The following is a 22993-nucleotide window of genomic DNA, read 5'->3' as shown; positions in this document are numbered from 1 at the left end:
CGCGTGCGCGCCGCCGGCGCCCAGGCCGCCGCCGCGCGCGCCCAGATCGCCGTCGCCGAGGAGGACGTGCGGTTCCTCGAGACGCGCCGCGACAAGGCGGTCGTGCGCGCCCCGTTCGACGGGACGGTCGCCGAGCGGTTCATCGGCGAGGGCGAGGTCGTCGGCGAGATGCAGAAGGTGCTCTTCCGCCTCGTGGACAACCGCCTGCTCGACCTGACGGTCATCGTCCCCTCGGCCGACCTGGCGCGGGTGCGCCCCGGCCAGGAGGTGACCTTCACCACCGACGCGCTGCCCGGGCGGCGCTTTGCGGGCACCGTGCGGCACATCAACCCGTCCGCCGTCGAGGCCGACCGCTCGGTGCGCGTCACCGTGGAGGTGCCCAACGACCCCGAGGTCCTGCGCGGCGGGCTCTACGTGACCGGCAGCATCGTCACGGGCCGGCGCGCCGGCGTCCTGCAGGTGCCGCGCGAGGCGCTGGTGGGCTGGGAGCGCGCGGCGCGCACGGCGGCGGTCTTCGTCGTCGACGGGGGCGTCGCCCGCCGGCGCGCCGTGACCACCGGCGCGGTGCAGGGCGACCTGGTCGAGGTCGCCTCCGGCCTGCGCGCGGGCGAGCGCGTCGTGGTCCGCGGCGGCTTCACGCTCAAGGACGGCGCGGCCGTGCGCGCGGACGGGGGGGCGCGCTAGTGTTCCTGTCGGATCTCTCCATCCGCCGGCCGGTGTTCGCGGCCGTGATCATGCTGACCCTCGTCACGTTCGGCATCTTCTCGTACCGCCGGCTCGGCCTCGACTTCTTCCCGAACATCGACATCCCGGTCGTGATGATCACCACGCCGTATCCCGGCGCCTCCCCCGAGACCGTCGAGCGCGAGGTCTCCAAGCGCATCGAGGAGGCCGTCAACCCCATCTCCGGCCTCAAGCACGTCAGCTCCTCCTCGGTGGAGGGCGTCTCGTTCGTCGTCGCCCAGTTCCGCCTGGAGGTCGGCATCAACGACGTCGTCCAGGAGGCCCGCGCCAAGATCAACGCGATCCGCGGCGACCTGCCCGGCGGGATCGGCGACCCGGAGATCAAGAAGCTGGACTTCGCCGCGATGCCGATCGTCTCGATCGCGGCGCGCTCCGACTCGCTCTCGCCGCTGGAGCTCTCGACGTGGGTCGACAAGAAGCTCAAGCCGCGCCTCGAGAGCCTCCCGGGCGTCGGCAAGGTGGACCTCGTCGGCCTGGCGCAGCGCGAGGTGACCGTGGACCTTGACCCGGCGCGGCTCGAGGCGCTCGGGCTCGGCGTGGACGAGGTCGCCGCGGGGGTGCGCTCGGAGAACGTCAACACGCCCCTGGGGCGGCTGCGGCGGGGCGGGGCGGAGGTCTCGGCGCGGGTCTCCGGCAAGCCGCGCTACGCCGAGGACTACGCCGGCATGGTGGTCGCCTCGCGCAACGAGCGCCCCGTGACGCTCGGGGACGTGGCCGCGGTGAGCGACGGCCTCGAGGAGCGCCGCACGCTCGCCTTCGTCAACGGCTCGCCGGCGATCGGCATCGACGTGCTCAAGCAGGCGGGGTCCAACACCGTCGCGGTCGTGCAGTCGGTCAAGGAGGCGCTCGCGAAGGCGCGCACGGACGTGCCGCCGGGCGTGACCGTCGAGGTCGTGCGCGACAGCTCGATCTACATCCTCGAGTTCGTCGACGACGTCGTCAACAGCCTCGTGCTCGGCGGCCTGCTGACCGTCGTGATCGTCTTCCTCTTCCTCAACTCCTGGCGCTCGACGGTCATCACCGGCCTGACGCTGCCGATCTCGGTCATCTCGGCCTTCATCGTCATGCACTTCATGGGCATGACCCTCAACGCGCTGACGCTGATGGGCCTCTCGCTCTCGATCGGGCTGCTCATCGACGACGCGATCGTCGTGCGCGAGAACATCGTGCGCCACCTCGAGCAGGGCAAGGACCACTTCACCGCGGCGCGCGAGGGGACCGCGGAGATCGGCCTGGCGGTGCTGGCGACGACGCTCTCGATCGTGGCGGTCTTCGTCCCCGTGGCCTTCATGAAGGGGATCGTCGGCCGCGTCTTCTTCTCCTTCGGCATCACGGTGGCCTGGGCGGTGCTCGTCTCGCTGCTGGTCTCCTTCACCCTCGACCCGATGCTCTCCTCGCGCTGGTTCGACCCGGCGGTGGCCCACCACGGCGCCAAGGGCAAGCACGGGCCGATCGGGCACGCGCTGGAGGCGTTCAACGCCTGGTTCAACAGCCTGGCCGATCGCTACCGCGGCGTGATCGCCTGGGCGCTCGACCACCGCTGGGCGGTCGTGACCATCGCGGTGACCGCGTTCGTCGCCGGGGTCATGGTCTTCGGCCGGCTGGAGTCGAGCTTCGTGCCGAACCAGGACCGCGGCGAGTTCCAGGTGATGCTCCAGACCGCGCCGGACGCCTCGATCGCCGAGACCGAGCAGCGCCTCCAGCGCGTCTTCGCGCTGCTCAAGTCGCTTCCCGAGGTCGACCAGGCGTACGGGACCATCGGCGCGAACGACACGACGGTGCGCGACGCGCTGGTCTACGTCCGGCTCGTGGACCGCACGAAGCGCACCCGCACGCAGGAGGAGGTCCAGCGCGACGCGCGGGCGCGGCTGGCCGGCGTCGCCGGGATCCGCCCGGCCATCATCCGCGCCGGCGACCTCTTCAACGGCAAGGAACTGCAGGTCAACCTCTTCGGCGACGACCTGGCGGTGCTCAAGCGCACCGGCATGGCGCTCAAGGAGCGGGTGGCCGCGGTCCCGGGGATCGTCGACGTCAGCATGTCGCTGGAGGACGAGAGCCCGGAGTACCGCTTCGTCGTCGACCGCCGCAAGGCCGCCGACCTCGGGCTGACGACCGCCCTCGTGGTGCGCACGGTCGGCACGCTCGTCGGCGGCCAGCCCGTCTCCACGTGGGAGAGCGAGGAGGGCGACGCGGTGCAGGTGCGGCTGCGGCTGCCGGCCGCCTTGCGCGAGGACCCGGGGCAGGTCGGGAAGCTGCGGCTCGCGGTCTCCGGCGCGGACGGCCGGCTGCGGCTGATCCCGCTCGCCGAGGTGCTCACGTGGCAGGTGCAGGCGACCCCCTCGCAGATCGCGCGGCTGGACCTCTCGCGCCAGGTGGTCATCGGGGCGAGCCTCGACCGCATCCCGATCGGCACCGCCGTGGCGAAGGTGCGCGACGCCGCCAAGGCCATGGACCTGCCCCCCGGCGTGCGCGTCGGCTTCTCCGGCGAGGCCGAGGACATGGCCGAGTCCTTCGGCTACATGGGCGAGGCGCTCCTGCTGGCGGTGGTGCTCGTCTACCTGATCCTCGCCGCGCAGTTCGAGTCCTTCATCGACCCGCTCTCGATCATGATCTCGCTGCCCCTGGCGCTCGTCGGCGTCGCCGGCACGCTGCTGGCCACCGGCGACACCGTGAGCATCATGTCCTTCATCGGGCTGATCATGCTCATGGGGCTGGTCACCAAGAACGCCATCCTGCTCGTGAGCTACGCCAAGACGCTGCGCGCCGGCGGGATGGCCCGGCGCGAGGCGCTGATCACGGCGGGGCGCACGCGGCTGCGGCCGATCCTGATGACCACCCTGGCGATGATCGGCGGCATGCTGCCGATGGCCCTCGGGCTGGGCGCGGGCGCCGAGATGCGCGCGCCGATGGCCCGCGCCGTCACCGGCGGGCTGGTCACCTCCACGCTGCTGACCCTGCTCGTGGTGCCGGTGGTCTACTCGCTCTTCGACGATCTGGGCGCGCGGGTCGTCCGCCTCTGGGCGGGCCGCCGCGGGCCGGCGCCGCTCGGCGCGGAGGTGCACGAATGAAGACGACGACGCGGCGGCTGCTGGCGGCGCTGGCCGCCGGGCTGGCCCTGGCGGTGGCGGCGACAGCGGCGCGCGCGGACACGGAACCGCTCGTGCTGACCCTCGAGGAGGCGATGAAGGCCGCCGCCGGCTCCAGCCCCGAGGTCGTGAAGGCGCGGGAGTACGGGACGGGCGTCGCGGCGCGGTACGTCGAGGAGCGCTCCGCCGCCTTCCCCCACTTCACGTTCACCGCCTCCGGGTCGCGCTCGGAGGACGAGAGCCAGTCCGCGCTCGGCTTCCCGGTGACCACCGACAACGGCGCCGTCAAGGTGCTCGGCAGGCAGCCGCTCTTCACCTGGGGCCAGATCTCCTCGGCCATCCGCCTCGCCGACATCAACCGGGCCACCGCGGGCGACCGTCTCGCCGCGGCGCAGGCCACCTCCGCACGCGACGCGGCCGCCGCCTTCTACGGTGTCCTGTTCGCGCGCGAACTCGAGTCGCTGGCACGGCAGAACCTGGAGCAGAAGCAGCGCCTCCTCGACGAGGCGACACGCAGGCTGGCCGCGGGGACCGCGACCGACTACGACGTGCTCGCGGCGAGCGTCGGCGTCCAGAACGCCAGGCCCGAGGTGATCAGCAGCGGCAACGCGGTGCGGGACGCGCGCGAGCGCCTGGCGTTCGTGCTCGGCGAGCGGGATCGGCCGGTGGACGTCGTTGGCTCGCTCCAGGCGCCGGTTGCGCCGGCCCCCGACGCCGCGACGGCGCTCCAGACCGCGGTGGCGCGGCGCCCGGAGCTGGCCGAGATGCGCAAGAACGTGGCGATGTCGAAGGAACTGGTGCGCATCGAGAGCGCGGGGAACAAGCCGCGGCTCGACCTCGCCGCCGACGCCGGGTGGCGCACGGTCGACATGGACGGCCGCGCCGGCGACGGCACGACGTGGAGCGCCGGCCTCCTCCTGAGCTGGCCGGCCTTCGACGGCGGCCGCACCCGGGGCGCCGTCGCGCGGCGCGAGAGCGAGGTGCGGACCCTCGGGCTGGAGGAGGCGCGCTTCATCGACGCGCTCGCCCTGGACACGCGCACCGGCGTCGACGCCGTGAACCAGGCGGCGGCCATCGTCGAGGCGCTCGGCGGGACGGTCGCACAGGCCGAGCGGCTGCTGGCGATGGCCGAGAAGGGCTTCGAGCTGGGCGTCAAGACGCGGATCGACGTAAACGACGCGCAGCTGAACCTGGTCTCCGCGCGGGCGGGCCTCGCCCGCGGCCGCCGCGACCTGCTGGTGGCGCGTGTGAACCTGGACTGGCTGATGGGGACGCTGACCCCGGCGCCCTGAACAGAGGGGACAGATCTATTTTCGGCGGCAAGCCGGCAACGCACGCTACTACAACGCATGCCGAAAATGAATCTGTCCCCTTGTGACGTCATCGTCATTGGCGCCGGGGCCTCCGGGCTCATGTGCGCGGCGACCGCGGGGGCGCGGGGACGCTCGGTGCTCGTGCTCGACCACGGGGCCCAGGCCGGCGCCAAGATCCGCATCTCCGGCGGCGGACGCTGCAACTTCACGAACCGCGAGGTCTCGGCCGGCAACTACCGTTCCGCCAACCCCGACTTCTGCCGCTCTGCACTGGCGCGCTTCACGCCGCGGGACGTGCTGGCGCTGCTCGAGCGCCACGGGGTGCGCTGGGAGGAGCGCGAGCAGGGGCAGCTCTTCTGCCTCGGCAGCGCGCGGCAGGTCGTGGACCTGCTCCTGGCCGAGTGCGACCGGGGGGGCGCGCGCCTCGAGCTGGAGTGCCGCGTCGGCGCCGTGCGCGCGGGCACCGGCGGATTCGTCGTCGAGACCGCCCGCGGCGCGGTCCGCTGCGCCTCGCTCGTGGTCGCCACCGGCGGCCTCTCCTACCCGAAGCTCGGCGCGAGCGACTTCGGCCTGAATCTGGCGCGACAGTTCGGGCTCGGCGTCGTGCAGCCGGGCCCGGCCCTCGTCCCGTTCGTGCTCGCCGCGGGCGACCGCGAGGCGTGCCGGGCGCTCGCCGGAGTCTCGCTCGAGGCGTCGATCGGCTGCGGCGGCCGCGACTTCGCCGGCAGGGTCCTCTTCACCCACCGCGGCCTGAGCGGGCCCGCCGCGCTCCAGGCCTCGCTGTTCTGGCACCCCGGGGAGCCGCTGGCCATCGACCTGGCCCCCGGGAAGGACGTCCTCGAGCTGCTGCTGTCGCGGCGCGCCAGCCGGGCGGAGCCGAAGTCGGTGCTCGGGGAGATGCTGCCGCGGCGCCTCGCGGCGCTGCGCTGCGAGCAGCTCGGCGCGACGCGGCCGCTGAACCAGCTCGGGGAGCGGCAGCTGCGGGCGCTCGCCGAGGGGGTGCGGGCCTGGATCGTCGTCCCCGCGGAGACCGAAGGGTATGCGACCGCGGAGGTGACGGCCGGCGGGGTCGATACGGCGGAGCTGTCGTCGAAGACGATGGAGGCGCGGCGCGTGCCGGGGCTGTACTTCGTCGGCGAGGTCGTCGACGTCACCGGCGCCCTCGGGGGCTACAATCTGCACTGGGCCTGGGCGTCGGGGATGACAGCGGGGACGTTCGCGTAACCAGCGCTGACTTTCGTTGACAAGCCCGGGGACCCGACCGACAATCATCCCCCGGCGAAGCCGCACCACCCGAGGAGGCCCGCGTTGCCCAACGACGATCTCGCGAAGCTGAAGATCGACCGCGGCGCCGAGTCCGCGCGCGGCCGCCGCTCGCGCGCCTGGCGCTGGGTCGCCGCCGCGATCGCCGTGGCAGCCGTCGCCGCGATCGCCTACCGGCTGACGCATCCGGTGCCGCGCGTCGCCGTCATCACCGTCAGCCGCGTCTACCCCTCGCAGACCTTCACGGCGCTCAACGCCAGCGGGTACGTCGTCGCCCAGCGCAAGGCCGCCGTCGCCTCCAAGACCTCCGGGCGCCTGGTCTGGCTCGGCGTCGAGGAGGGGAGCGTCGTGAAGGAGGGCCAGGTGATCGCGCGCCTGGAGAGCGACGACCTGCGCGCGACGGAGCAGCAGGCGCGCGCCGGGGTCGCCGTCGCCCGCTCCAACCGCGAGACGGCGCGCGCCCAGCGGGACGTCGCCGCGGCCGCGCAGGTCAGCGCCCAGGCGCAGCGCGCGGGGGCGGTGGCCGGCCTCGACCAGGCGCAGGCGGAGCTCGACGACGCCACGATCGCCCTCGAGCGCCAGCGCAAGCTCTTCAACGGGGGAATGACCGCGAAAGTCGACTTCGACGTCGCGGAGACGCGCTGGCGCAAGGCCCAGGCCGGCGTCGCGGCGGCGCGGCACACCGTCGAGGCCGCCGACAGCGCGCTGCGCTCGGCCGCGGACTCGCTCGCGGCTGCCGAGAGCGCGCTGGCCGCCGCCGGGCACTCGGTGGAGTCCGCCAAGGCGGGCCTCGGCGGCGCGGAGGTCAACGCCGGCTACGCCGAGATCCGCGCCCCCTTCGACGGGGTGGTGCTGACGAAGAACGCCGACGTCGGCGACATGGTGACGCCCATCGGCGCCTCGACCGACGCGCGCGCCGCGGTGGTCACGATGGCCGACCCCACATCGCTGCTCATCGAGGCCGACGTCTCCGAGACCAGCCTGCCCAAGGTCCGCGTGGGCCAGCCCTGCGAGGTGCAGCTCGACTCGATCCCCGACGCGCGCTTCCCCGGCGTCGTCCACATGATCGTGCCCACCGCCGACCGCGCCAAGGGGACCGTGCTGGCCAAGGTGCGGCTGACCGCGCTCGACCCGCGCATCCTGCCGGAGATGAGCGCGAAGGTCGCCTTCCTCGAGCGGCCCGTCGCCGGCGGCGAGACCGCGCCGCGGGTCGCGGTGAGCCCGAAGGCGGTGGCGCAGCGCGGCGGCGGCAGCGTGGTGTTCGTGGTCAGGGACGGGCGCGCGGCGGCCGTGACGGTCACCCCGGGGCCGAAGCTCGGCGACATGGTGGAAATCCGCTCCGGGCTCGCCGGCGGCGAGCGCGCGATCCTCGACCCGCCGGCGCGGCTGCGGGACGGCGACAAGGTCACCGTCGCCGAGCAGTGATGGCGGCCGACCCCGCCGCGGCGCCGGCCGCGACCGCTGCAGCCGCCGACCCCCTCATCCGGGTCCGCGGCGTCTCCAAGTCCTACCGGCGCGGCGGCCAGCGCATCCCGGTGCTCGAGGGGATCGACCTCGACATCGCCGCGAAGGAGTTCCTCGCCCTGATGGGCCCGAGCGGCTCGGGCAAGAGCACGCTGCTGAACCTGATCGCCGGCATCGACCGCGCCGACGCGGGATCAATCAGCGTCGGCGGCGTCGAGATCACCGGCCTGGGCGACGCCGACCTGGCCCGCTGGCGCGCGGCGAACGTCGGCTTCGTCTTCCAGTTCTACAACCTGATCCCGGTGCTCTCGGCGCTGGAGAACGTGGCGCTGCCGCTGCACCTGACGCACCTGTCCGGCCGCGAGCGGCGCGAGCACGCGGAGGCGGTCCTGCGGCTCGTCGGGCTCGCCGACCGCATGGACCACCGCCCCGGGCAGCTCTCCGGCGGCCAGCAGCAGCGCGTCGCGATCGCGCGCGCCGTGGTGACCGACCCGGTGGTCATCGTCGCCGACGAGCCCACCGGCGACCTCGACCGCGCGTCGGCCGCCGAGATCCTCGACCTCATGGGGGGGCTGGTGCGCGACTTCGGCAAGACGGTGGTGATGGTCACGCACGACCCGCGCGCAGCAGAGCGGGCCGGCCGCGTCCGGCACCTGGAAAAGGGCGTGATGGACAACGGCGCCTGACGGCCGCCGGGGCGGGTCCGGACCCGTCCCCAGGAGCTACGAGGGGCTCGGCGGGGTGACGTCGACCTCCGCGCTCTCGCACGACGGCGGCGGGACGGGGCAGCCCGAGCGGCACAGCCCCTCGATGTGGCACTCGATGGCTTCCTTGACCAGCCGCAGGACTTCCTCGCGCGTTGCCGCCGTGGCGACGCAGCCCGGCAGGTCGGGCACGAAGGCCCCGTAGCCCGTCTCGCACTTCTCGACGATGACCGTGTACTTCATGGCGCCTCCGGGTGCTTGAGTCCGGCGTGCTTCATTATAGCGCTCAGGGTCCCCGGCGGGATGTCGTTGTTCGGGTGCCCCGTCACCGTGACCAGCCCGACGAGCCCGTGGTGCTTGTACTGCCGGTGGTCGCCCTTCGTGCGCACGTGCACCCAGCCGGCCGCCTCGATCTCGCGGACAAACTCGCGGACCTTCACGGGATGCGCCTTGTCCCGAAGCTCATGCGAAAGAAGCTACTCGAAGGCTGGCGTCGCCACAAGCAGGCGCCCCCGCGCTGGCACGGAGGACCTTCTCCGCCTATCTTTGCTCCATGGACACGCTGCCGGTCCTCCTCGCGGCGCTGGCGACGACCCTGTCCATCGCCTCCGCCGTGGCCGCTGCGGGGCCCGCGCCGGCGATTCCGCCCGGCGAGGCCGGCGCAAAGGCCGCGCTCGACGCTTCGCCCCGACACCACGAGTGGGTCGACATCGCCCTCGCCGGTGACGCCGGAAAGCTCACTGCGTTCGTGGCCTACCCCGAGCGCAGGGACAAGGCGCCCGTCGTCGTGGTCATCCACGAGATCTACGGCCTGACGGACTGGATCCGCGCCGTCGCGGACCGGCTGGCCGCCGACGGCTTCATCGCGATTGCGCCCGACATGCTCACGGGAAGGGGTCCCGGGGGCGGGGGCACCGAGAAGTTCCCGAGCCGCGACGACGTGGTCAAGGCCGTCCGCGACCTCACGCCGGCCGACGTGACGGCCCGTCTCGACGCCGCCGCCCGCTACGGCCGCGGGCTGGCTGCCGCGACCGGGAAGTTCGCGACGGTCGGCTTCTGCTGGGGCGGGACGCAGAGCTTCGCCTACGCAACCGCGCAGCCCGAGCTGGGCGCGGCGGTCGTCTACTACGGGACGTCGCCGGAAGCCGCCGCCCTCGCCGCGATACGGGCGCCGGTGCTCGGACTCTACGGCGAGGACGACGCACGGGTCACGACCACGGTCGGGCCGGCGGCCGCGAAGATGCAGGAGTTGGGGAAACCCTTCACCGCCCTCACCTTCCCGGGCGCAGGCCACGGCTTTCTGCGCGCGCAGGACCTGCGCGACGGCGCGAACCTGGCCGCCGCGCTCAAGGCCTGGCCCGCGACCATCGAGCACCTCAGGAAGTATCTCGAGTAGGCTCCGGGCTCAGCTGCAATACCAGGAGGCGGCGCGCTGCGGCACAGCTACTTCCGCGGATCGTTGACAGCGCCCAGGAACAGCATGGCCCCGCTCTTCACGTCGACGACGGCGAACACGTAGGGGCGATCGCAGATGATGCGAATGCGCGGTGGTGCGTCTCGCGACGCAGTGACGCCGATCTCTGCCACGGTCGCCGCAGCCGCCTCCGTCCCCTTCTCGTCGACCTTGACCCTCGTCCTGTGAATCACGCGGTTGATGGAGATCGGCACGCCGAGACTCGCCATGCCCGAGAACTGGGCCTGCTCCCCGTCGAATGCCCGCGACATGCCGAGCGATTCCAGTGGCCCACTGAGTTCCACGGCGAAGTCTGCATCCAGCTTCGGCAGCCCCAGGTCGACTTCCGCCGACCGCATGCTCCGCACAAGCCTCGAGAAACCCGTTTCTCCCAGGCTGGCGATAGCTGAATCAACCGTCTCGCCCAGCTTCGGCAACAGTACGTAGAAGGCGGCGTCATCCCCCGCGTAGGGCAACACGGTCGCCTGCAGGGCACCGTTCTGGGCATAGGGCATGGGTCGGCTCGCGTTCATCATCTCGACGTCAACCGTCGAACCGTCTGCGCGCGTGAATGCCTGCCGCCCCGTGGCCGCGTCCTTGAACGGTGTCAGCCACTCTCCGTAGAAGTACGCGGCGTTCGTGAGATAGAGGATCGCGTTCGGGGGGACCTGGCCGAGAATCCGGTCAATCCTGCCGTGGGTCTTCTCGGACACCCAGCCGTTGACGGCCCCCGCGGCGTCATCCCTCTCGAAGTCCAGCGTGGACACCTGGGCGCCGAAGAAGTCGCGGGCGGCGTTGAGAAAGGGCGCCCTGAACGCGATACCCTGCCGGGCCCACAGCGCATTCGCGACGTCGAGCGTCTGTTCGGAGCTGCGACCGGCAAGTCCTGCCAGCAGATCGGCCCATTGCCGGTTCGTGTCCGCGGCATCCATCGAGGCGGTGTGCAGCGCCTCGCGCATCTGGGTCTCCGTCTCGTCGGTCGCGCCGTTGGCGGTCATCGAGAACGCGGCATGGACCGAGACGGGAGAGACGATCGCGTTGCCCCTGGCGCCGTCCTCGGCGGCGACCACTCTGAGCAAGTCGAAACCGAAGCCGTTGATCGCATCCGTGAGCTGTGGAGTCGGCTGCGGTTCCTGGTCCGCTTCCTGGGGCGGGCCCGACGGCACGAGAACGACCTCGGCCACAGACGGAGGCACACACCAGGAAACCGTGAGCAGCACGGCCCCCAGAATGGCGCCGAACGTCGCGACAAGACGCGGACCATGGCTTTTCACAGGGCCCTCCTCCGTTCGAACTCCGGTTCTTGCCGGCGCCCCCGCTACTCCGGCGTGAAGCGCCGCAGGAAGGCGCGCTCCTCGTCCGTCAGGCTCCCCGGGCCTTGGCCCTCGAGCTTGGCCATGACCCGCTCGAACTCGGCGCGGTTGACGGGGTGCATGGCCTCCCGGTTCACGCTCCGCCAGCGCGCGAGTTCGCCGGCGCCCACCGCGGGCGCGGCCACGCGACGCTGGAAGCGCGCCGCCGGCGAGCTCCATCCCACCCAGCGCAGGTAGAGCCAGCCGCCGACGAAGCCCCCGAGGTGCGCGAAGTTGGCGATGCCGGCCCCGCCGAAGCCGAGGCCGCCGAAGAGCGCGAGGACGGTCATGACCACCACGAGCACCCGGGCCTCCACGGGGAGGACGCCCCAGATGTAGACCCGCTCGCGCGGCCAGTAGCGCGCGAAGCCGTAGAAGACCCCGAAGATCGCCGCCGAGGCGCCGACGATCGGCGTGTTGAAATTCAGGAACGACATCAGGCCCCCGGCGACGCCGCTGACGAAGTACAGCCCCAGGAAGTGCCGGGCGCCGAGGTGCTCCTCGAGCCGCGAGCCGAAGAAGTAGAGGCCGAGCATGTTGAACAGCAGGTGGCCGAGGCCCGCGTGCGCGAACTGGTAGGTGATGATCGTCCAGGGCTCGAGGAGGGCGAGACGGGGCACGAACGCCAGCGCGCCGAGGAGACGATGGTTGGCGGCCGTGAGCAGGTAGACCCCCACGTTCACCACGATCAGCCGCAACACCCAGGTGCTCATCGCCGCACCTCCTCTCCGAACCCTTTGTATCATGCCAGATCAACCTTGCTAGAATCGACCTGTCATGGTCATCCTCAAGATCCTGCTGCGCAACTCGCTGCGCCACCCGCTGCGCAGCGCGCTGACCGTCGCGGCCATCGCGATCGCGATCCTCGCCTTCGGGCTGCTGCGCACCGTGATCGACGCCTGGTACGCCGGCGTGCAGGCCTCCTCGGCGGCGCGGCTGATCACGCGCAACGCGATCTCGCTGATCATGCCCCTGCCCCTGTCCTACGCGCCGCGCATCCGCCAGGTCGAGGGCGTCTCGCGCGTGTCGTGGGGCAACTGGTTCGGCGGCGTCTACCAGGACCCCAAGAACTTCTTCCCGAGCTTCGCGGTCGAGCCGGAGGGCTACATCGACCTCTACCCGGAGATGGTGGTCGGCGACGCGGAGCTGGCCGCCTTCCGCCGCGAGCGCACGGCCTGCCTCGTCGGCCGCAAGACCGCCGAGCGCTTCGGCTGGAAGGTCGGCCAGACTATCGTCCTGCGCGGGACGATCTTCCCCGGCGACTGGCCGATGACCATCCGCGGCATCTTCCGCGGGCGCGACAAGACGGCGGACGAGTCGCCGCTGATGTTCCACTGGGACTACCTCAACGAGGGCGTCAAGCGGATCATGCCCGGCGCGGCCGACACCGTCGGCTGGTACCTCGTGGGCGTGAAGAACCCCGACGACGCCGCGCACGTGGCGGCGACGATCGACGCGCTCTTCAGGAACTCGCTGGCCGAGACGCTGACCGAGACCGAGAAGGCGTTCAACCTCGGCTTCATCCGCATGACCGAGGCCATCCTGACCGTGATCCGCCTGGTGTCGTTCGCCATCATCGCCATCATCATGGTCGTCGCCGCCAACACGATGGCGATGACGGCGCGCGAGCGCATGGGCGAGTACGCGACGTTCAAGGCGCTCGGCTTCGGCGGCTTCGCGATCGGCGTGCTCGTCTGGGGCGAGTCGCTGACCCTGACGGCGGCCGGCGGCGCGCTGGGCATGGCGCTGACCTACCCGGCGGCCGGGTACTTCTCCCTCAAGCTCGGCCAGTTCTTCCCCGTCTTCAACGTCTCGCACACGACGCTGGCGCTGGATGTCGCGGCGATCGTCATCGTCGGCGTCGCCGCGAGCATCCTGCCGACCTGGCGCGCCGCCAACGTCAACGTCGTCGAAGGCTTCAGGCATTTGGGGTGACAGGCTGCTGATGGCGATCCCCTGGTCCTACTCGCTGCGCAACCTGGCGACGCGCCGCCTGACCACCGTGCTCACGGCCAGCGGCATGGCCATGGTCGTCTTCGTCTTCGCCGCGATGGAGATGCTCGCCGCCGGCCTGCGCGCCACGCTCGTGGACACCGGCGCCTGGGACAACGCGGTGCTCATCCGCAAGGCCTCGCAGACCGAGGTCCAGAGCTCGGTCACGCGCGACGCCGCGGCCATCGTCGAATCGCAGCCGGAGGTCGCCGACGGCGCCGGCGGCGCGCGCCTCGCCGCCAAGGAGATCGTCGTGCTGATCAACCTCCTCCAGCGCGCGGACGAGCGCCCGGCAAACGTGACCATCCGCGGGATCGGACCGGCGAGCCTCGCGCTGCGCCCCCAGGTGCGCCTCGCCGCCGGCCGGATGCCGCGGGCGGGCAGCACCGAAATCGCCGCCGGCGCGAGCATCGCCCGGCGTTTCCGCGGCGCCCAGCTCGGAGAGCGGCTGCGCTTCGGGCAGCAGGAGTGGGCGGTGGTGGGCATCCTCGACTCCGGCGGCGCGGGCTTCGACTCGGAGATCTGGGGCGACGTCGACCAGCTCATGCAGGCCTTCCGCCGACCGGTCTACTCGTCGGTGATCCTGCGGCTGCGCGACCCAGCGGGCTTCGACACCCTCAAGGCGCGGCTCGAGGGCGACCCGCGCCTCGAGCTGGAGGCGAAGCGTGAGCGCCAGTTCTACGCCGACCAGTCCGAGGCGATGGCGACGTTCTTGCGCGTCTTCGGCGCGGTGCTGGCCGCGATCTTCTCGACCGGCGCCGTCATCGGCGCGATGATCACGATGTACGCCGCCGTGGCCAACCGCGTCCCGGAGATCGGCACAATGCGGGCGCTCGGCTTCCGGCGCGGGAGCATCCTCGCCGCGTTCCTGCTCGAGTCGGCGTTCCTGGGGCTGCTCGGCGGCGCGGTGGGGGTGGCGGCCGCATCCTTCCTGCAACTGGTGACCGTCTCGACGATGAACTGGCAGACCTTCTCCGAGCTGGCGTTCCGCTTCGACCTCACCGCCGGGATCGCCGCCCGGTCGCTCCTCTTCGCGCTCGGGATGGGTCTCGCCGGCGGGATGCTGCCGGCGCTGCGGGCGGCGCGCCTCGGGATCGTGGACGCGCTGCGGACCTCGTAGGGCATCAGCCGGCGAACGCCGGCTCCAGTGCCGGGGCGACGTCCAGGACGAACGGCTCGCGCCGCACGCTGTCCGGGCCGTCCCGGTACACGAGTTCGTCGGTCTCCAGGTCATACTCGGGGATGCGCGGGTCCTGCCACCGCGCCTGGAAATACTCCCGCAGGAGGCCGTAGAGGCCCCCGGGCTTCGCGCTGTGCCTGAAGGCGAATTCGGGCATGCGGCTCACGTCCTCGCCCGGATGGTAGTGGCTCACCCAGGCATAGTCGCCGAGGATCGCGAGCTTGGACAGCGGGGGCTCCGGATAGAGCTTCAGCCGCACGTTCTTCTGCAGGAGGCGCAGATCCCGCAGGAAGGCGATGCTCGCGCGGATCTGCCTGCGGAACCGCTCCGGTGTCACCTCCGCCTCCGGCAGGCTCAGGGCGCGGACCCGCGCCCCTTCGGCCCGCGGGTCGAGCAGCATGATCTTCGCCTCGCGGCAGTTCTTGACCACTTCGTGGAGGTCCCCGGACGCGTCGACGAACGTGCGGTACCCGGTCGCGCCCATGATCATGACCTCCCGGGCGCAGCCCTGCTCCCGCTTCGCGCGCAGGAGGCCGCGGCGCCCGAGCAGGCCCCGCCCGGCGCGCATCGCGAGCAGGCCGGCGGTCCGTGCCATGGTGGCAAGGCGTCGGTCCTTCCACGCCCGGTGCAGGTCGTTGATGATCAGGATCAGCGCCACCGCGATGCCGACCTCGATCGAAACGAGGAAGGCCTTGTTGCCCGCGATCTGCCCCCAGGACTGCAGGTAGCGCTGGACCAGGCTCGCGGCGATCTTCGGGAGCGACAGCGCGAGCGCGGCGCTCACCGTCACGATCACAAAGTGATAGGCGACGTGACCGACATTCTTCCACATGGGACACCTCCCCGCCGCGCTCCGGGCGCGGCGAAAAAAAGTCTCCCGTCCGCGCGAAGCCCTGGCGGGATTTGATTGAACGCTGGCGACTGTTACCATGTAGACTGGCGCCGGGCGGGAAAAGTTTCGTGATCAGTGTCACAGTCGCGCGACCGGCCCGCGCTGCGGCAGGCGCGGGGGGCAGGATGCGCGCCGGACGGCCCTCGGAGGGACCCGGATTGACTGATCGCGACCGAGGCGACGAGGCGGGGCCGGCGCTGGCGGCTGCGGCCACGCGGCTGCGGGCGGCGCGCTTCGCCGTCGCGCTGACGGGCGCGGGCATCTCGGTCGAGAGCGGCATCCCGGATTTCCGTTCGCCCGGCGGGCTCTGGTCGGTCTTCCGGCCGGAGGAGTACGCGACGATCGAGGCGTTCCGGCGCGACCCGGCGAAGGCCTGGCGCCTCTACCGCGCCCTGGGAGAGACGCTCGCGGGCCGCGAGCCGAACGACGCGCACCGCGCCCTCGCCGCCCTGGAGGAGGCCGGACTGCTCCGCCTGGTGATCACGCAGAACATCGACGGGCTGCACCAGGCGGCCGGGTCGCGCGCCGTCATCGAGATGCACGGCGATCACCGGCGCCTCCAGTGCCCGCGCTGCGGCCACCTCGAGGACGTGCGCCCCGAGCGGTTCGCTGAACCCGTTCCCGCCTGCCCGGCGTGCGCCGCGCCGCTCAAGCCGAACGTGGTGCTCTTCGGCGAGCCGGTCCGGGACCTCGACCTGATCGAGGCGGCCGTGGCGCGCTGCGACCTGCTTCTCGTCGTGGGCACCTCGGCTCAGGTGTACCCGGCCGCGGGGATTCCGGCGGCCGTGCGCGCCCGCGGCGGCGTCGTCATCGAGTTCAACAGGGAGGAGACGCCGCTGACGGCAGGCGTCGTCCCGGCCGGACTGCACTTCCGCGGTCCAGCCGGGCACACTCTCGCGCGCTTCGCCCGCGCGGCGCTTGGGGACTGAACCAGAAGGAGGGGGAGCCCATGGCACGAATCGCGATCCTCGAAGAAGGCCGGACCTCGCTGATCAGCCGCGCGCTCTTCCGGGCGGCGCGCCGACGCCTCGGCCGCATGCCGGAGAGCTGGAAGGTCATGGCACACGTGCCGCGGCTGCACCTGGGCCGGGGGGTGTTCGAGCTGCTGCTCGACAGCTCGCGCCTGGTCCCCCGACGACTGCGGCGGCTGGCCGACATCAAGGCGGCAACGCTCATCGGGTGTCCTGCCTGAATTGACTCCGGCTCTGCGGAGGGCAGAGCAAACGGTGTCACCGAGGAGGAGCTGCAGCACCTCCACGATTACCGGGAGAGCCCCGTGTTCGGCCCCCTCGAGAAGCTCGTCCTCGACCTGGCGGTCGCCATGACGCGCACGCCGCCGGCGGTCGGCGACGAACTGATCGCGGAACTCAAGCGCCACTTCACGGATGCGCAGATCATCGAGCTGACGACAGAGATTGCGCTGGCGAATTACCGGGGCCGTTTCAATCGCGCGCTGGGCTGCCAGGCGGCCGGCTTCTCGGCGGGGGCGTTCTGTCCCCTCCCTCAGGAGCCAGGCTGACGAGGGGCGGGGGCCTAGGCGCGACCGGCCTTTCCCGGGGCCGCTCAATCCCGACATCCCTGCTCCGTTGAATTCGATTTTCGGCCAAGGTATTGTCTCCTCGCCGCTTGTGAAATTCGGCACAGAATCCGGGCGGGTGCCCGGCACGGTCTGCCGGAGAGGGAGGGAGGCGTGCAGGAGCTGCTCCAGTACCACGTCCTGAAGAAGGAGAACCTCGACGGCCTCGTCACGCGCCTCGCCAAGCTCCAGCCCCTGGCCGCGCCGGTCGCGAAGGGCGACGGGAACTTCGCGTTCGCCTCGGTGCACGAAGCGGGCGAGATGACGCTCGACTACGTGCCGACGATCCTCCCGCCGAAGAAGTACTTCCTCCCGCCCCGCGAGACCCTGCTGCACTTCGACGTGCGCCGCGGCATGCACGTCGAGACCGTCGGCGACAACCAGCCGCTGACGCTGTTCGGCGTGCACACCTGCGACATCGCCGGGATCCAGTGCCTGAACATGGTCTTCTCGGAGCGCCCGCGCGACTACAACTACCTGCTGCGCAAGCGGCTGATCACGGTGATCGGCCTGGAGTGCAACGGCTACTGCGACGCCAACGCCAGCTGCGCCCTCGTCGGCGCCTCGCTCCCGAACGGCGGCTACGACCTCTTCCTGACCGACCTCGGCGACCGCTTCCTGGTGCACGTCAACACCCAGGCCGGCGACGACATCGTCGACACGATCAAGGTCTTCGCGCCGGCCGCCGCGGGCGACCTCGAGGCGCTCGCCGCGCTGCGCGAGCGCAAGCGCGGGACCTTCCGCAACGAGGTCGCCCTCGACCCGCGCAAGCTGCCGGAGCTCTTCAGCCGCTCGCTCGAGAGCCCCGTCTGGCACGACCTCGACGGGCGCTGCCTGGCCTGCGGCAACTGCACGCTCGTCTGCCCGACCTGCTACTGCTTCGACGTGCGCGACGAGTTCCGCATCGATCTGGCCACCGGCCGGCGCATCCGCGCCTGGGAATCCTGCCAGAGCGAGCCGTTCGCGCTCGTGGCCGGCGGCGAGAACTTCCGCAAGACGCGCGGCTCGCGCCAGCGCCACCGTTACTTCCGCAAGTTCGCGTACCCCTTCGGCAAGTACCACCGCTTCTTCTGCACCGGCTGCGGCCGCTGCACCCGCGCGTGCATGGCCGGCATCAAGCTCAAGGAGACCCTCACCGCCCTCGCGTGGGGCCAGGGGGGCTAGAGAGGCGATGGAGCGCACCCACCTTCCGGAGTCCAACTGGCAGACCCGGCCGGCGCGCATCCTGCGCACGCGGCAGATGACGGAGCACGAGAAGCTCTTCGAGATCTCGCTCGGCGGCGGGCGCACGCTCGACTACGAGCCGGGGCAGTTCGTGATGATCTCGCTCTTCGGCGTCGGGGAGATCCCGATCTCGATCGCCTCCTCGCCCACGCACCGCACCTCCTTCGAGATCTGCGTGCGCGCCGTCGGCAAGGTCACGCGGGCGCTGCACCGGCTGGAGGCCGGCGACGAGCTGGGCATCCGCGGCCCCTACGGGCACGGCTTCCCGATCCGCATCCTCGAGGGCAACGACCTGCTGATCATCGCCGGCGGCCTGGGCATCGCGCCGCTGCGCTCGCTGATCCGCTACGTGCTCGACAACCGGCGCGACTTCGGCCACACGCACATCCTGCTCGGCTGCCGCACGCCGGGCGACATCCTCTTCGCCGACGAGATCGACGGCTGGCGCAAGCGGATGGACGTGCACTGGGAGTGCACGGTCGACCGCGCCGCGCCGGAGTGGACCGGCCAGGTCGGCCGCATCACGACGCTGATCCCCGGCGTCGACATGGAGGCCGAGCGCACGTTCGCAGTCGTGGTCGGGCCGCCCGTGATGTACAAGTTCGTGATCCGCGAGCTGCTCGCGAAGAACATCCCCGAGCACCAGATCCTGCTCTCGCTGGAGCGGCACATGAAGTGCGGGATGGGCAAGTGCGGGCGCTGCCAGATCCACAACTTCTACTGCTGCCAGGAAGGGCCCGTGTTCAACTACTCCGACGTCAAATGGATGCCCGAGGCATTCTGATGCGCGAACTGTTCCCGTGCCGGGCCACGGCCCGGCGGCGCCTGTTCGCTTCCGCCTCGCCCTGTTTCCCTCAATCCGCGAAAGCAATCATCAGCTGCTCGGCTGTCAATGCGCCGGCCACACTCAGCCGCCACAGCACGCGGCCGGCGCATTATGACCGCTCACAGGCGCCCCCTGGCCGTGGCCCTGTTCACGAGGCTGGTACGGGCCGTAGCGGGGACGTGGCGGTGACGGGCGGACGCATGGTGGAGCGCGAGGGAACCTGGGCGGCCGGACCGGAGCGTCCCGAAGGGCGAAACGCATTGTTTGAGCCCGAAGGGCGAGTTGTGCGTTTCGAGCGCAGGGCCGGACAGGCCCAGGTCGAGCGCGTAACGAAGCGGCCGCACGGCACCGCCCCGCCCCCGCGGCCTCGCCATGTCCATCAGGAGGCTCGCACGACATGAGACGACCCAGGACCGCATTCTTCGATCTGTCCTGCTGCGAAGGCTGCCAGCTCCAGGTGGTGAACGCCGGCGAGCTGCTGCTCGAGATCGTCAACCTCATCGACCTCGTGGAGTTCCGCGAGGCGATGAGCGAGAGGCACGACGGGCCCCTCGACGTCGCCTTCGTCGAGGGCAGCGTCACGGACGAGCACGCCGCGGCGCGCCTGCGGGAGATCCGCGGGCGCGCGAAGGTCCTCGTCGCGCTCGGCTCCTGCGCGAGCACCGGCGGGGTCAACGGCATGAAGAACGCCTTCGACCTCGCCGAGATCGGGCGCGTCGTCTACGGCGACGGCCGGCGCTTCTTCCCGACGGCGACCACGCGGGCGCTGCACCAGGTCGTGCCCGTGGACTACACGATCCACGGCTGCCCGATCGCCATCCCCGAGCTGCTGACCGTGCTCAAGTGCATCCTCGCCGGCATCCCCTACACGGTGCCGGACCAGGCGGTCTGCACGGAGTGCAAGCGCAACGAGAACGTCTGCCTCTACGACCGCGGCGTGACCTGCCTCGGCCCGGTGACGCGGGCCGGCTGCAACTCCTGGTGCGTGAACAACGGCAACATCTGCTACGGCTGCCGCGGCCTCGTGAGCAACCCGAACGAGAAGGGGATGCTCCAGGTGCTCACGTCGCGGGGCATCAGCCTCGAGCACGTGGTCCGCAGGATGGAGATGTACAACCGCTGCCGCGAGGAGGGCCCCGAGCGTGCCCGCTAAGAAGGCCGGCAAGAACCTCGGCGTGAAGGTCGAGTACCTCACGCGCGTCGAGGGGCACGGGAACATCGTCGTCGAGGTCAGGGACGGCGCGCTCGAGGCCTGCCGCTTCGACGTCGTGGAGGCGCCGCGCTTCTTCGAGGCGCTGCTGCGCGGCCGCTCGATCTTCGAGGCGCAGCACATCACCAGCCGCATCTGCGGCATCTGCGCCTGCGCGCACTCGCTGACCTCGATCCAGGCCGCCGAGGAGGCGCTCGGCATCATCCCCACGGCGCAGACGACCACGCTGCGGCGCCTCCTGCTGGACCTGGAGTTCATCGACTCGCACGTGCTGCACGTCTACCTGCTGGCGCTGCCGGACCTCGTCGGCGCCAGGAGCTTCCTGCCGCTGGTGGCCTCGCACGAGAAGGTCGTGCGGCGGGCGTTGCGCATGAAGAAGACGGTCAACCACCTCTCGGACACGCTCGTAGGCCGGCACGTGCACCCGATCTCGGCGATCGTCGGCGGCTTCACCAAGCTGCCCTCCCCCGCCGACCTCGAGCGCATGCACGAGGAGCTGATCGCGCTGCGCCCGGACATGGAGGCGACGGTGGCGCTCGTGGCCTCGCTGGCCTTCCCCGAGTTCGAGCGCCCGACCGAGTACGTCGCGCTCGTCTCCGACGACGCCACGTACCCGCTGCTCGCGGGGGACATCGGCTCGAGCGACGGGGTGCGGCTCGCCAGGCGCGAGTACCGGCGCGCGACCAACGAGAAGGTCGTGCCGCACTCGAGCGCCAAGCACACGAGCCTCTCGCGCGACGCGTACGCCGTCGGGGCGCTGGCGCGCTTCAATCTCAACCATGAGAAGCTCGCGCCGCGGGCGAAGGAGGCGGCGCGGGTGCTCGGGCTCAAGGCGCCCTGCCACAACCCCTTCCTCAACACCGTCGCGCAGACCGTCGAGGCGGTGCACTGCCTCGAGGAGGCGATCGGGCTCGCCGGCGAGCTGCTCGAGCGCGGGGTCGACCGCTCCGAGGCGCTCGTCGTCGGCCTCAACGAGGGCGGGCGCATCCCGGTGCGCGCCGGCGAGGGCGTCGGCGCGATCGAGGCGCCGCGCGGCATCCTCTTCCACCGCTACGTCACCGACGACGCGGGGCTGATCACCGCCGCCGACTGCGTGATCCCGACGAACCAGAACCTGGCGAACATCGAGGGCGACATGCGCGCCCTCGTGCCGGAGATCCTCCACAAGAGCGACGCGGAGATCCAGCTGCGGCTGGAGATGCTGGTGCGGTCCTACGATCCCTGCATCTCCTGCTCCACCCACCTCGTCCGCCTGTAGACAGGGAATCGCCCGGGCCGCTCCCGGGCGCTCTTCCGCCCCCGCTGCGTTGATCCTCGGCACACTCGTGCGACGGCCACCAGGCCGTCTCCTCGTGGCCTGCGGACCTGCCTTGCCGGGACGAAACATCACGCCGGGATCGGCTCGCGCGACACGATCAATTTGCCAGGACGAGGAATCGCGCCCGCGCCTGTGCCAATGCCCGCAGTTGCGGTGACCGTGCCCGCAAGACCCGGTTCCTGCTATCCTTGCCCGACCGCCCCCGGTCCGGGGCGGGGAGGGGCCGACCGTGCAGGGGGTCGTCGTCGCCGAGCCGTACCGCTTCGTGCCGCCCGCCGGCGGGACGCTCGTCCCGCGCCTGATCGCGCTCTGGCTCCCCGGCTACCTGCGCCGCTCGCACGGCGTCGTGGCGGTTCGCTGCCGGGGCGTGGAGCGGCTGCGCGCCTCGCTCGCCGCCGGGCACGGGATCATGCTCGCCCCGAACCACTGCCGGCCGTGCGACCCGATGGTGCTCGGGCTGCTGGCGCGCGAGGCCGGCTGTCTGCTGCACATCATGGCCAGCTGGCACCTCTTCAAGCAGGGACGGCTGCAGACGTGGCTGCTGCGGCACGCCGGCGTCTTCAGTGTCTACCGCGAGGGGATGGACCGCGAGTCGCTGGCGTGCGCGGTGCGGATCCTCGCCGGGGCGCGCCGGCCCCTCGTGCTCTTTCCCGAAGGGGCGATCACGCGCCACAACGACCTGCTGAACCACCTGATGGAGGGGACCGCGTTCATCGCCCGCACCGCGGCCAAGCAGCGCGCGGCCGCCGGAGCGGCCGCGGGGGTCGTCGTGCACCCGGTCGCGATCCGCTACGTGCTCGAGAGCGACCTCGAGGCGGCGGTCGCGCCGGTGCTGACGACGATCGAGCGGCGCTTGTCGTGGCGCCCGCAGGAGTCCCTGCCGCTGATCGAGCGCGTGCTCAAGACCGGCGGCGCGATGCTCGCGCTCAAGGAGATCGAGCACCTCGGCGCCCCCCAGGCCGGCGAGATCGGCGAGCGGGTCGCGCGGCTCGTCGACGGGCTGCTGGAGCCGCTGGAGGCCGAGTGGGCGAAGGGCAAGCGCGAGCGCGACGTCGTCGGCCGCGTGAAGCTGCTGCGCGCGGCGATCCTGCCGGACCTCGTCGGCGGCGAGCTGGCGGCCGCCGAGCGCGACCGGCGCTGGCGGCAACTGGAGGACTGCGCGCTGGCGCAGGCGCTCTCGTTCTACCGGGCGGGGTACTTCACGCCGGCGCCGACGCCCGAGCGCGTGCTCGAGACCGTCGAGCGCTTCGAGGAGGACACGACCGGCACCGCGCCGCCGCCGCACGCGCTCCTGCGCGCCGTCGTCGACGTCGGCGAGGCGCTGCCGGTGGCCGCCGCCCGCGAGCGCGGCCCCGAGGGCGACCCGCTGATGGCGCAGGTGCGCGCCAGCCTCGAG

At 71.7% G+C, this 22993-nt stretch carries 22 protein-coding genes; 17 read left to right on the top strand and 5 right to left on the bottom strand.

Annotated features, from left to right (window positions below; genetic code table 11):
* From VI078_00890 to VI078_00865, 6 genes are all read left to right on the top strand, one after another.
* On the top strand, positions 1-684 hold a 684-nt coding region (locus tag VI078_00890), incomplete at its 5' end, for an efflux RND transporter periplasmic adaptor subunit (protein ID HEY5997845.1).
* Entirely contained in the window at positions 684-3812 is a 3129-nt protein-coding gene (locus VI078_00885) for an efflux RND transporter permease subunit (protein ID HEY5997844.1), read from the top strand. The genes VI078_00890 and VI078_00885, both read left to right, overlap by 1 nt.
* Positions 3809-5122 (top strand): TolC family protein, encoded by a 1314-nt coding sequence (locus tag VI078_00880; GenBank protein ID HEY5997843.1) that lies wholly within the window; start codon positions 3809-3811, stop codon positions 5120-5122. The genes VI078_00885 and VI078_00880 overlap by 4 nt, the downstream gene beginning before the upstream one ends.
* A 66-nt stretch (positions 5123-5188) precedes the next feature.
* Positions 5189-6367 (top strand): NAD(P)/FAD-dependent oxidoreductase, encoded by a 1179-nt coding sequence (locus VI078_00875; protein ID HEY5997842.1) that lies wholly within the window; start codon positions 5189-5191, stop codon positions 6365-6367.
* 84 nt (positions 6368-6451) lie between these two features.
* Entirely contained in the window at positions 6452-7831 is a 1380-nt protein-coding gene (locus VI078_00870) for an efflux RND transporter periplasmic adaptor subunit (protein HEY5997841.1), read from the top strand.
* On the top strand, positions 7831-8556 hold the full coding sequence (locus tag VI078_00865) for an ABC transporter ATP-binding protein (protein HEY5997840.1): 726 nt from the start codon (positions 7831-7833) through the stop codon (positions 8554-8556). Before VI078_00870 ends, VI078_00865 begins: the two co-directional genes overlap by 1 nt.
* A 36-nt stretch (positions 8557-8592) precedes the next feature.
* On the opposite strand, the gene VI078_00860 is transcribed toward VI078_00865, so the two are convergent.
* Positions 8593-8817, bottom strand: coding sequence for a type II toxin-antitoxin system HicB family antitoxin (locus VI078_00860; GenBank protein ID HEY5997839.1), 225 nt, complete (start codon positions 8815-8817; stop codon positions 8593-8595).
* On the bottom strand, positions 8814-9014 hold the full coding sequence (locus VI078_00855; GenBank protein HEY5997838.1) for a type II toxin-antitoxin system HicA family toxin: 201 nt from the start codon (positions 9012-9014) through the stop codon (positions 8814-8816). Before VI078_00855 ends, VI078_00860 begins: the two co-directional genes overlap by 4 nt.
* A 113-nt stretch (positions 9015-9127) precedes the next feature.
* Between VI078_00855 and VI078_00850 the strand changes: the two genes are divergently transcribed.
* Complete coding sequence (locus VI078_00850; GenBank protein HEY5997837.1) at positions 9128-9970, top strand: dienelactone hydrolase family protein; 843 nt, start codon at positions 9128-9130, stop codon at positions 9968-9970.
* 47 nt (positions 9971-10017) lie between these two features.
* On the opposite strand, the gene VI078_00845 is transcribed toward VI078_00850, so the two are convergent.
* On the bottom strand, positions 10018-11301 hold the full coding sequence (locus VI078_00845) for a serpin family protein (protein ID HEY5997836.1): 1284 nt from the start codon (positions 11299-11301) through the stop codon (positions 10018-10020).
* A 44-nt stretch (positions 11302-11345) separates the two neighbouring features.
* Positions 11346-12092: a rhomboid family intramembrane serine protease gene (locus VI078_00840; GenBank protein ID HEY5997835.1), complete on the bottom strand. Its 747-nt coding sequence runs from the start codon at positions 12090-12092 to the stop codon at positions 11346-11348.
* Positions 12093-12156: 64 nt separating this feature from the next.
* On the opposite strand from VI078_00840, the gene VI078_00835 reads away from it, so the two are divergent.
* Together VI078_00835 and VI078_00830 are read left to right on the top strand one after the other, a co-directional pair.
* A complete protein-coding gene (locus VI078_00835) occupies positions 12157-13314 on the top strand; it encodes an FtsX-like permease family protein (protein ID HEY5997834.1) in 1158 nt (385 codons plus the stop codon).
* 10 nt (positions 13315-13324) lie between these two features.
* Entirely contained in the window at positions 13325-14491 is a 1167-nt protein-coding gene (locus tag VI078_00830) for an ABC transporter permease (GenBank protein ID HEY5997833.1), read from the top strand.
* A 4-nt stretch (positions 14492-14495) separates the two neighbouring features.
* Here VI078_00830 and VI078_00825 read toward each other — a convergent pair whose 3' ends face one another.
* Positions 14496-15383 carry a hypothetical protein gene (locus VI078_00825; protein HEY5997832.1) on the bottom strand — a complete coding sequence of 296 codons (888 nt, stop codon included), beginning with the start codon at positions 15381-15383 and terminating at the stop codon, positions 14496-14498.
* A gap of 218 nt (positions 15384-15601) precedes the next feature.
* Between VI078_00825 and VI078_00820 the strand changes: the two genes are divergently transcribed.
* From VI078_00820 to VI078_00785, 8 genes are all read left to right on the top strand, one after another.
* Entirely contained in the window at positions 15602-16372 is a 771-nt protein-coding gene (locus tag VI078_00820; protein ID HEY5997831.1) for an NAD-dependent deacylase, read from the top strand.
* Positions 16373-16392: 20 nt separating this feature from the next.
* Positions 16393-16635 carry a hypothetical protein gene (locus VI078_00815; GenBank protein HEY5997830.1) on the top strand — a complete coding sequence of 81 codons (243 nt, stop codon included), beginning with the start codon at positions 16393-16395 and terminating at the stop codon, positions 16633-16635.
* An 84-nt stretch (positions 16636-16719) separates the two neighbouring features.
* Entirely contained in the window at positions 16720-16962 is a 243-nt protein-coding gene (locus VI078_00810; GenBank protein HEY5997829.1) for a hypothetical protein, read from the top strand.
* A 171-nt stretch (positions 16963-17133) separates the two neighbouring features.
* Positions 17134-18183 (top strand): 4Fe-4S dicluster domain-containing protein, encoded by a 1050-nt coding sequence (locus VI078_00805; protein ID HEY5997828.1) that lies wholly within the window; start codon positions 17134-17136, stop codon positions 18181-18183.
* Between the two features lie 7 nt (positions 18184-18190).
* Positions 18191-19027, top strand: coding sequence for an FAD/NAD(P)-binding protein (locus tag VI078_00800; GenBank protein HEY5997827.1), 837 nt, complete (start codon positions 18191-18193; stop codon positions 19025-19027).
* 439 nt (positions 19028-19466) lie between these two features.
* A complete protein-coding gene (locus VI078_00795; protein HEY5997826.1) occupies positions 19467-20222 on the top strand; it encodes a cytochrome B in 756 nt (251 codons plus the stop codon).
* Positions 20212-21537, top strand: a complete 1326-nt coding sequence (locus tag VI078_00790; protein ID HEY5997825.1) for a Ni/Fe hydrogenase subunit alpha — start codon at positions 20212-20214, stop codon at positions 21535-21537. Before VI078_00795 ends, VI078_00790 begins: the two co-directional genes overlap by 11 nt.
* Before the next feature lie 289 nt (positions 21538-21826).
* The coding region (locus VI078_00785; protein ID HEY5997824.1) for a 1-acyl-sn-glycerol-3-phosphate acyltransferase at positions 21827-22993 on the top strand (1167 nt) is incomplete at its 3' end.

The sequence above is a fragment of the bacterium genome, assembly GCA_036524115.1.
Lineage (GTDB): Bacteria > JAUVQV01 > JAUVQV01 > JAUVQV01 > DATDCY01 > DATDCY01.
Note: the sequence above shows the minus strand (reverse complement) of the source record. Positions and strands in the feature narration are given on the sequence as shown.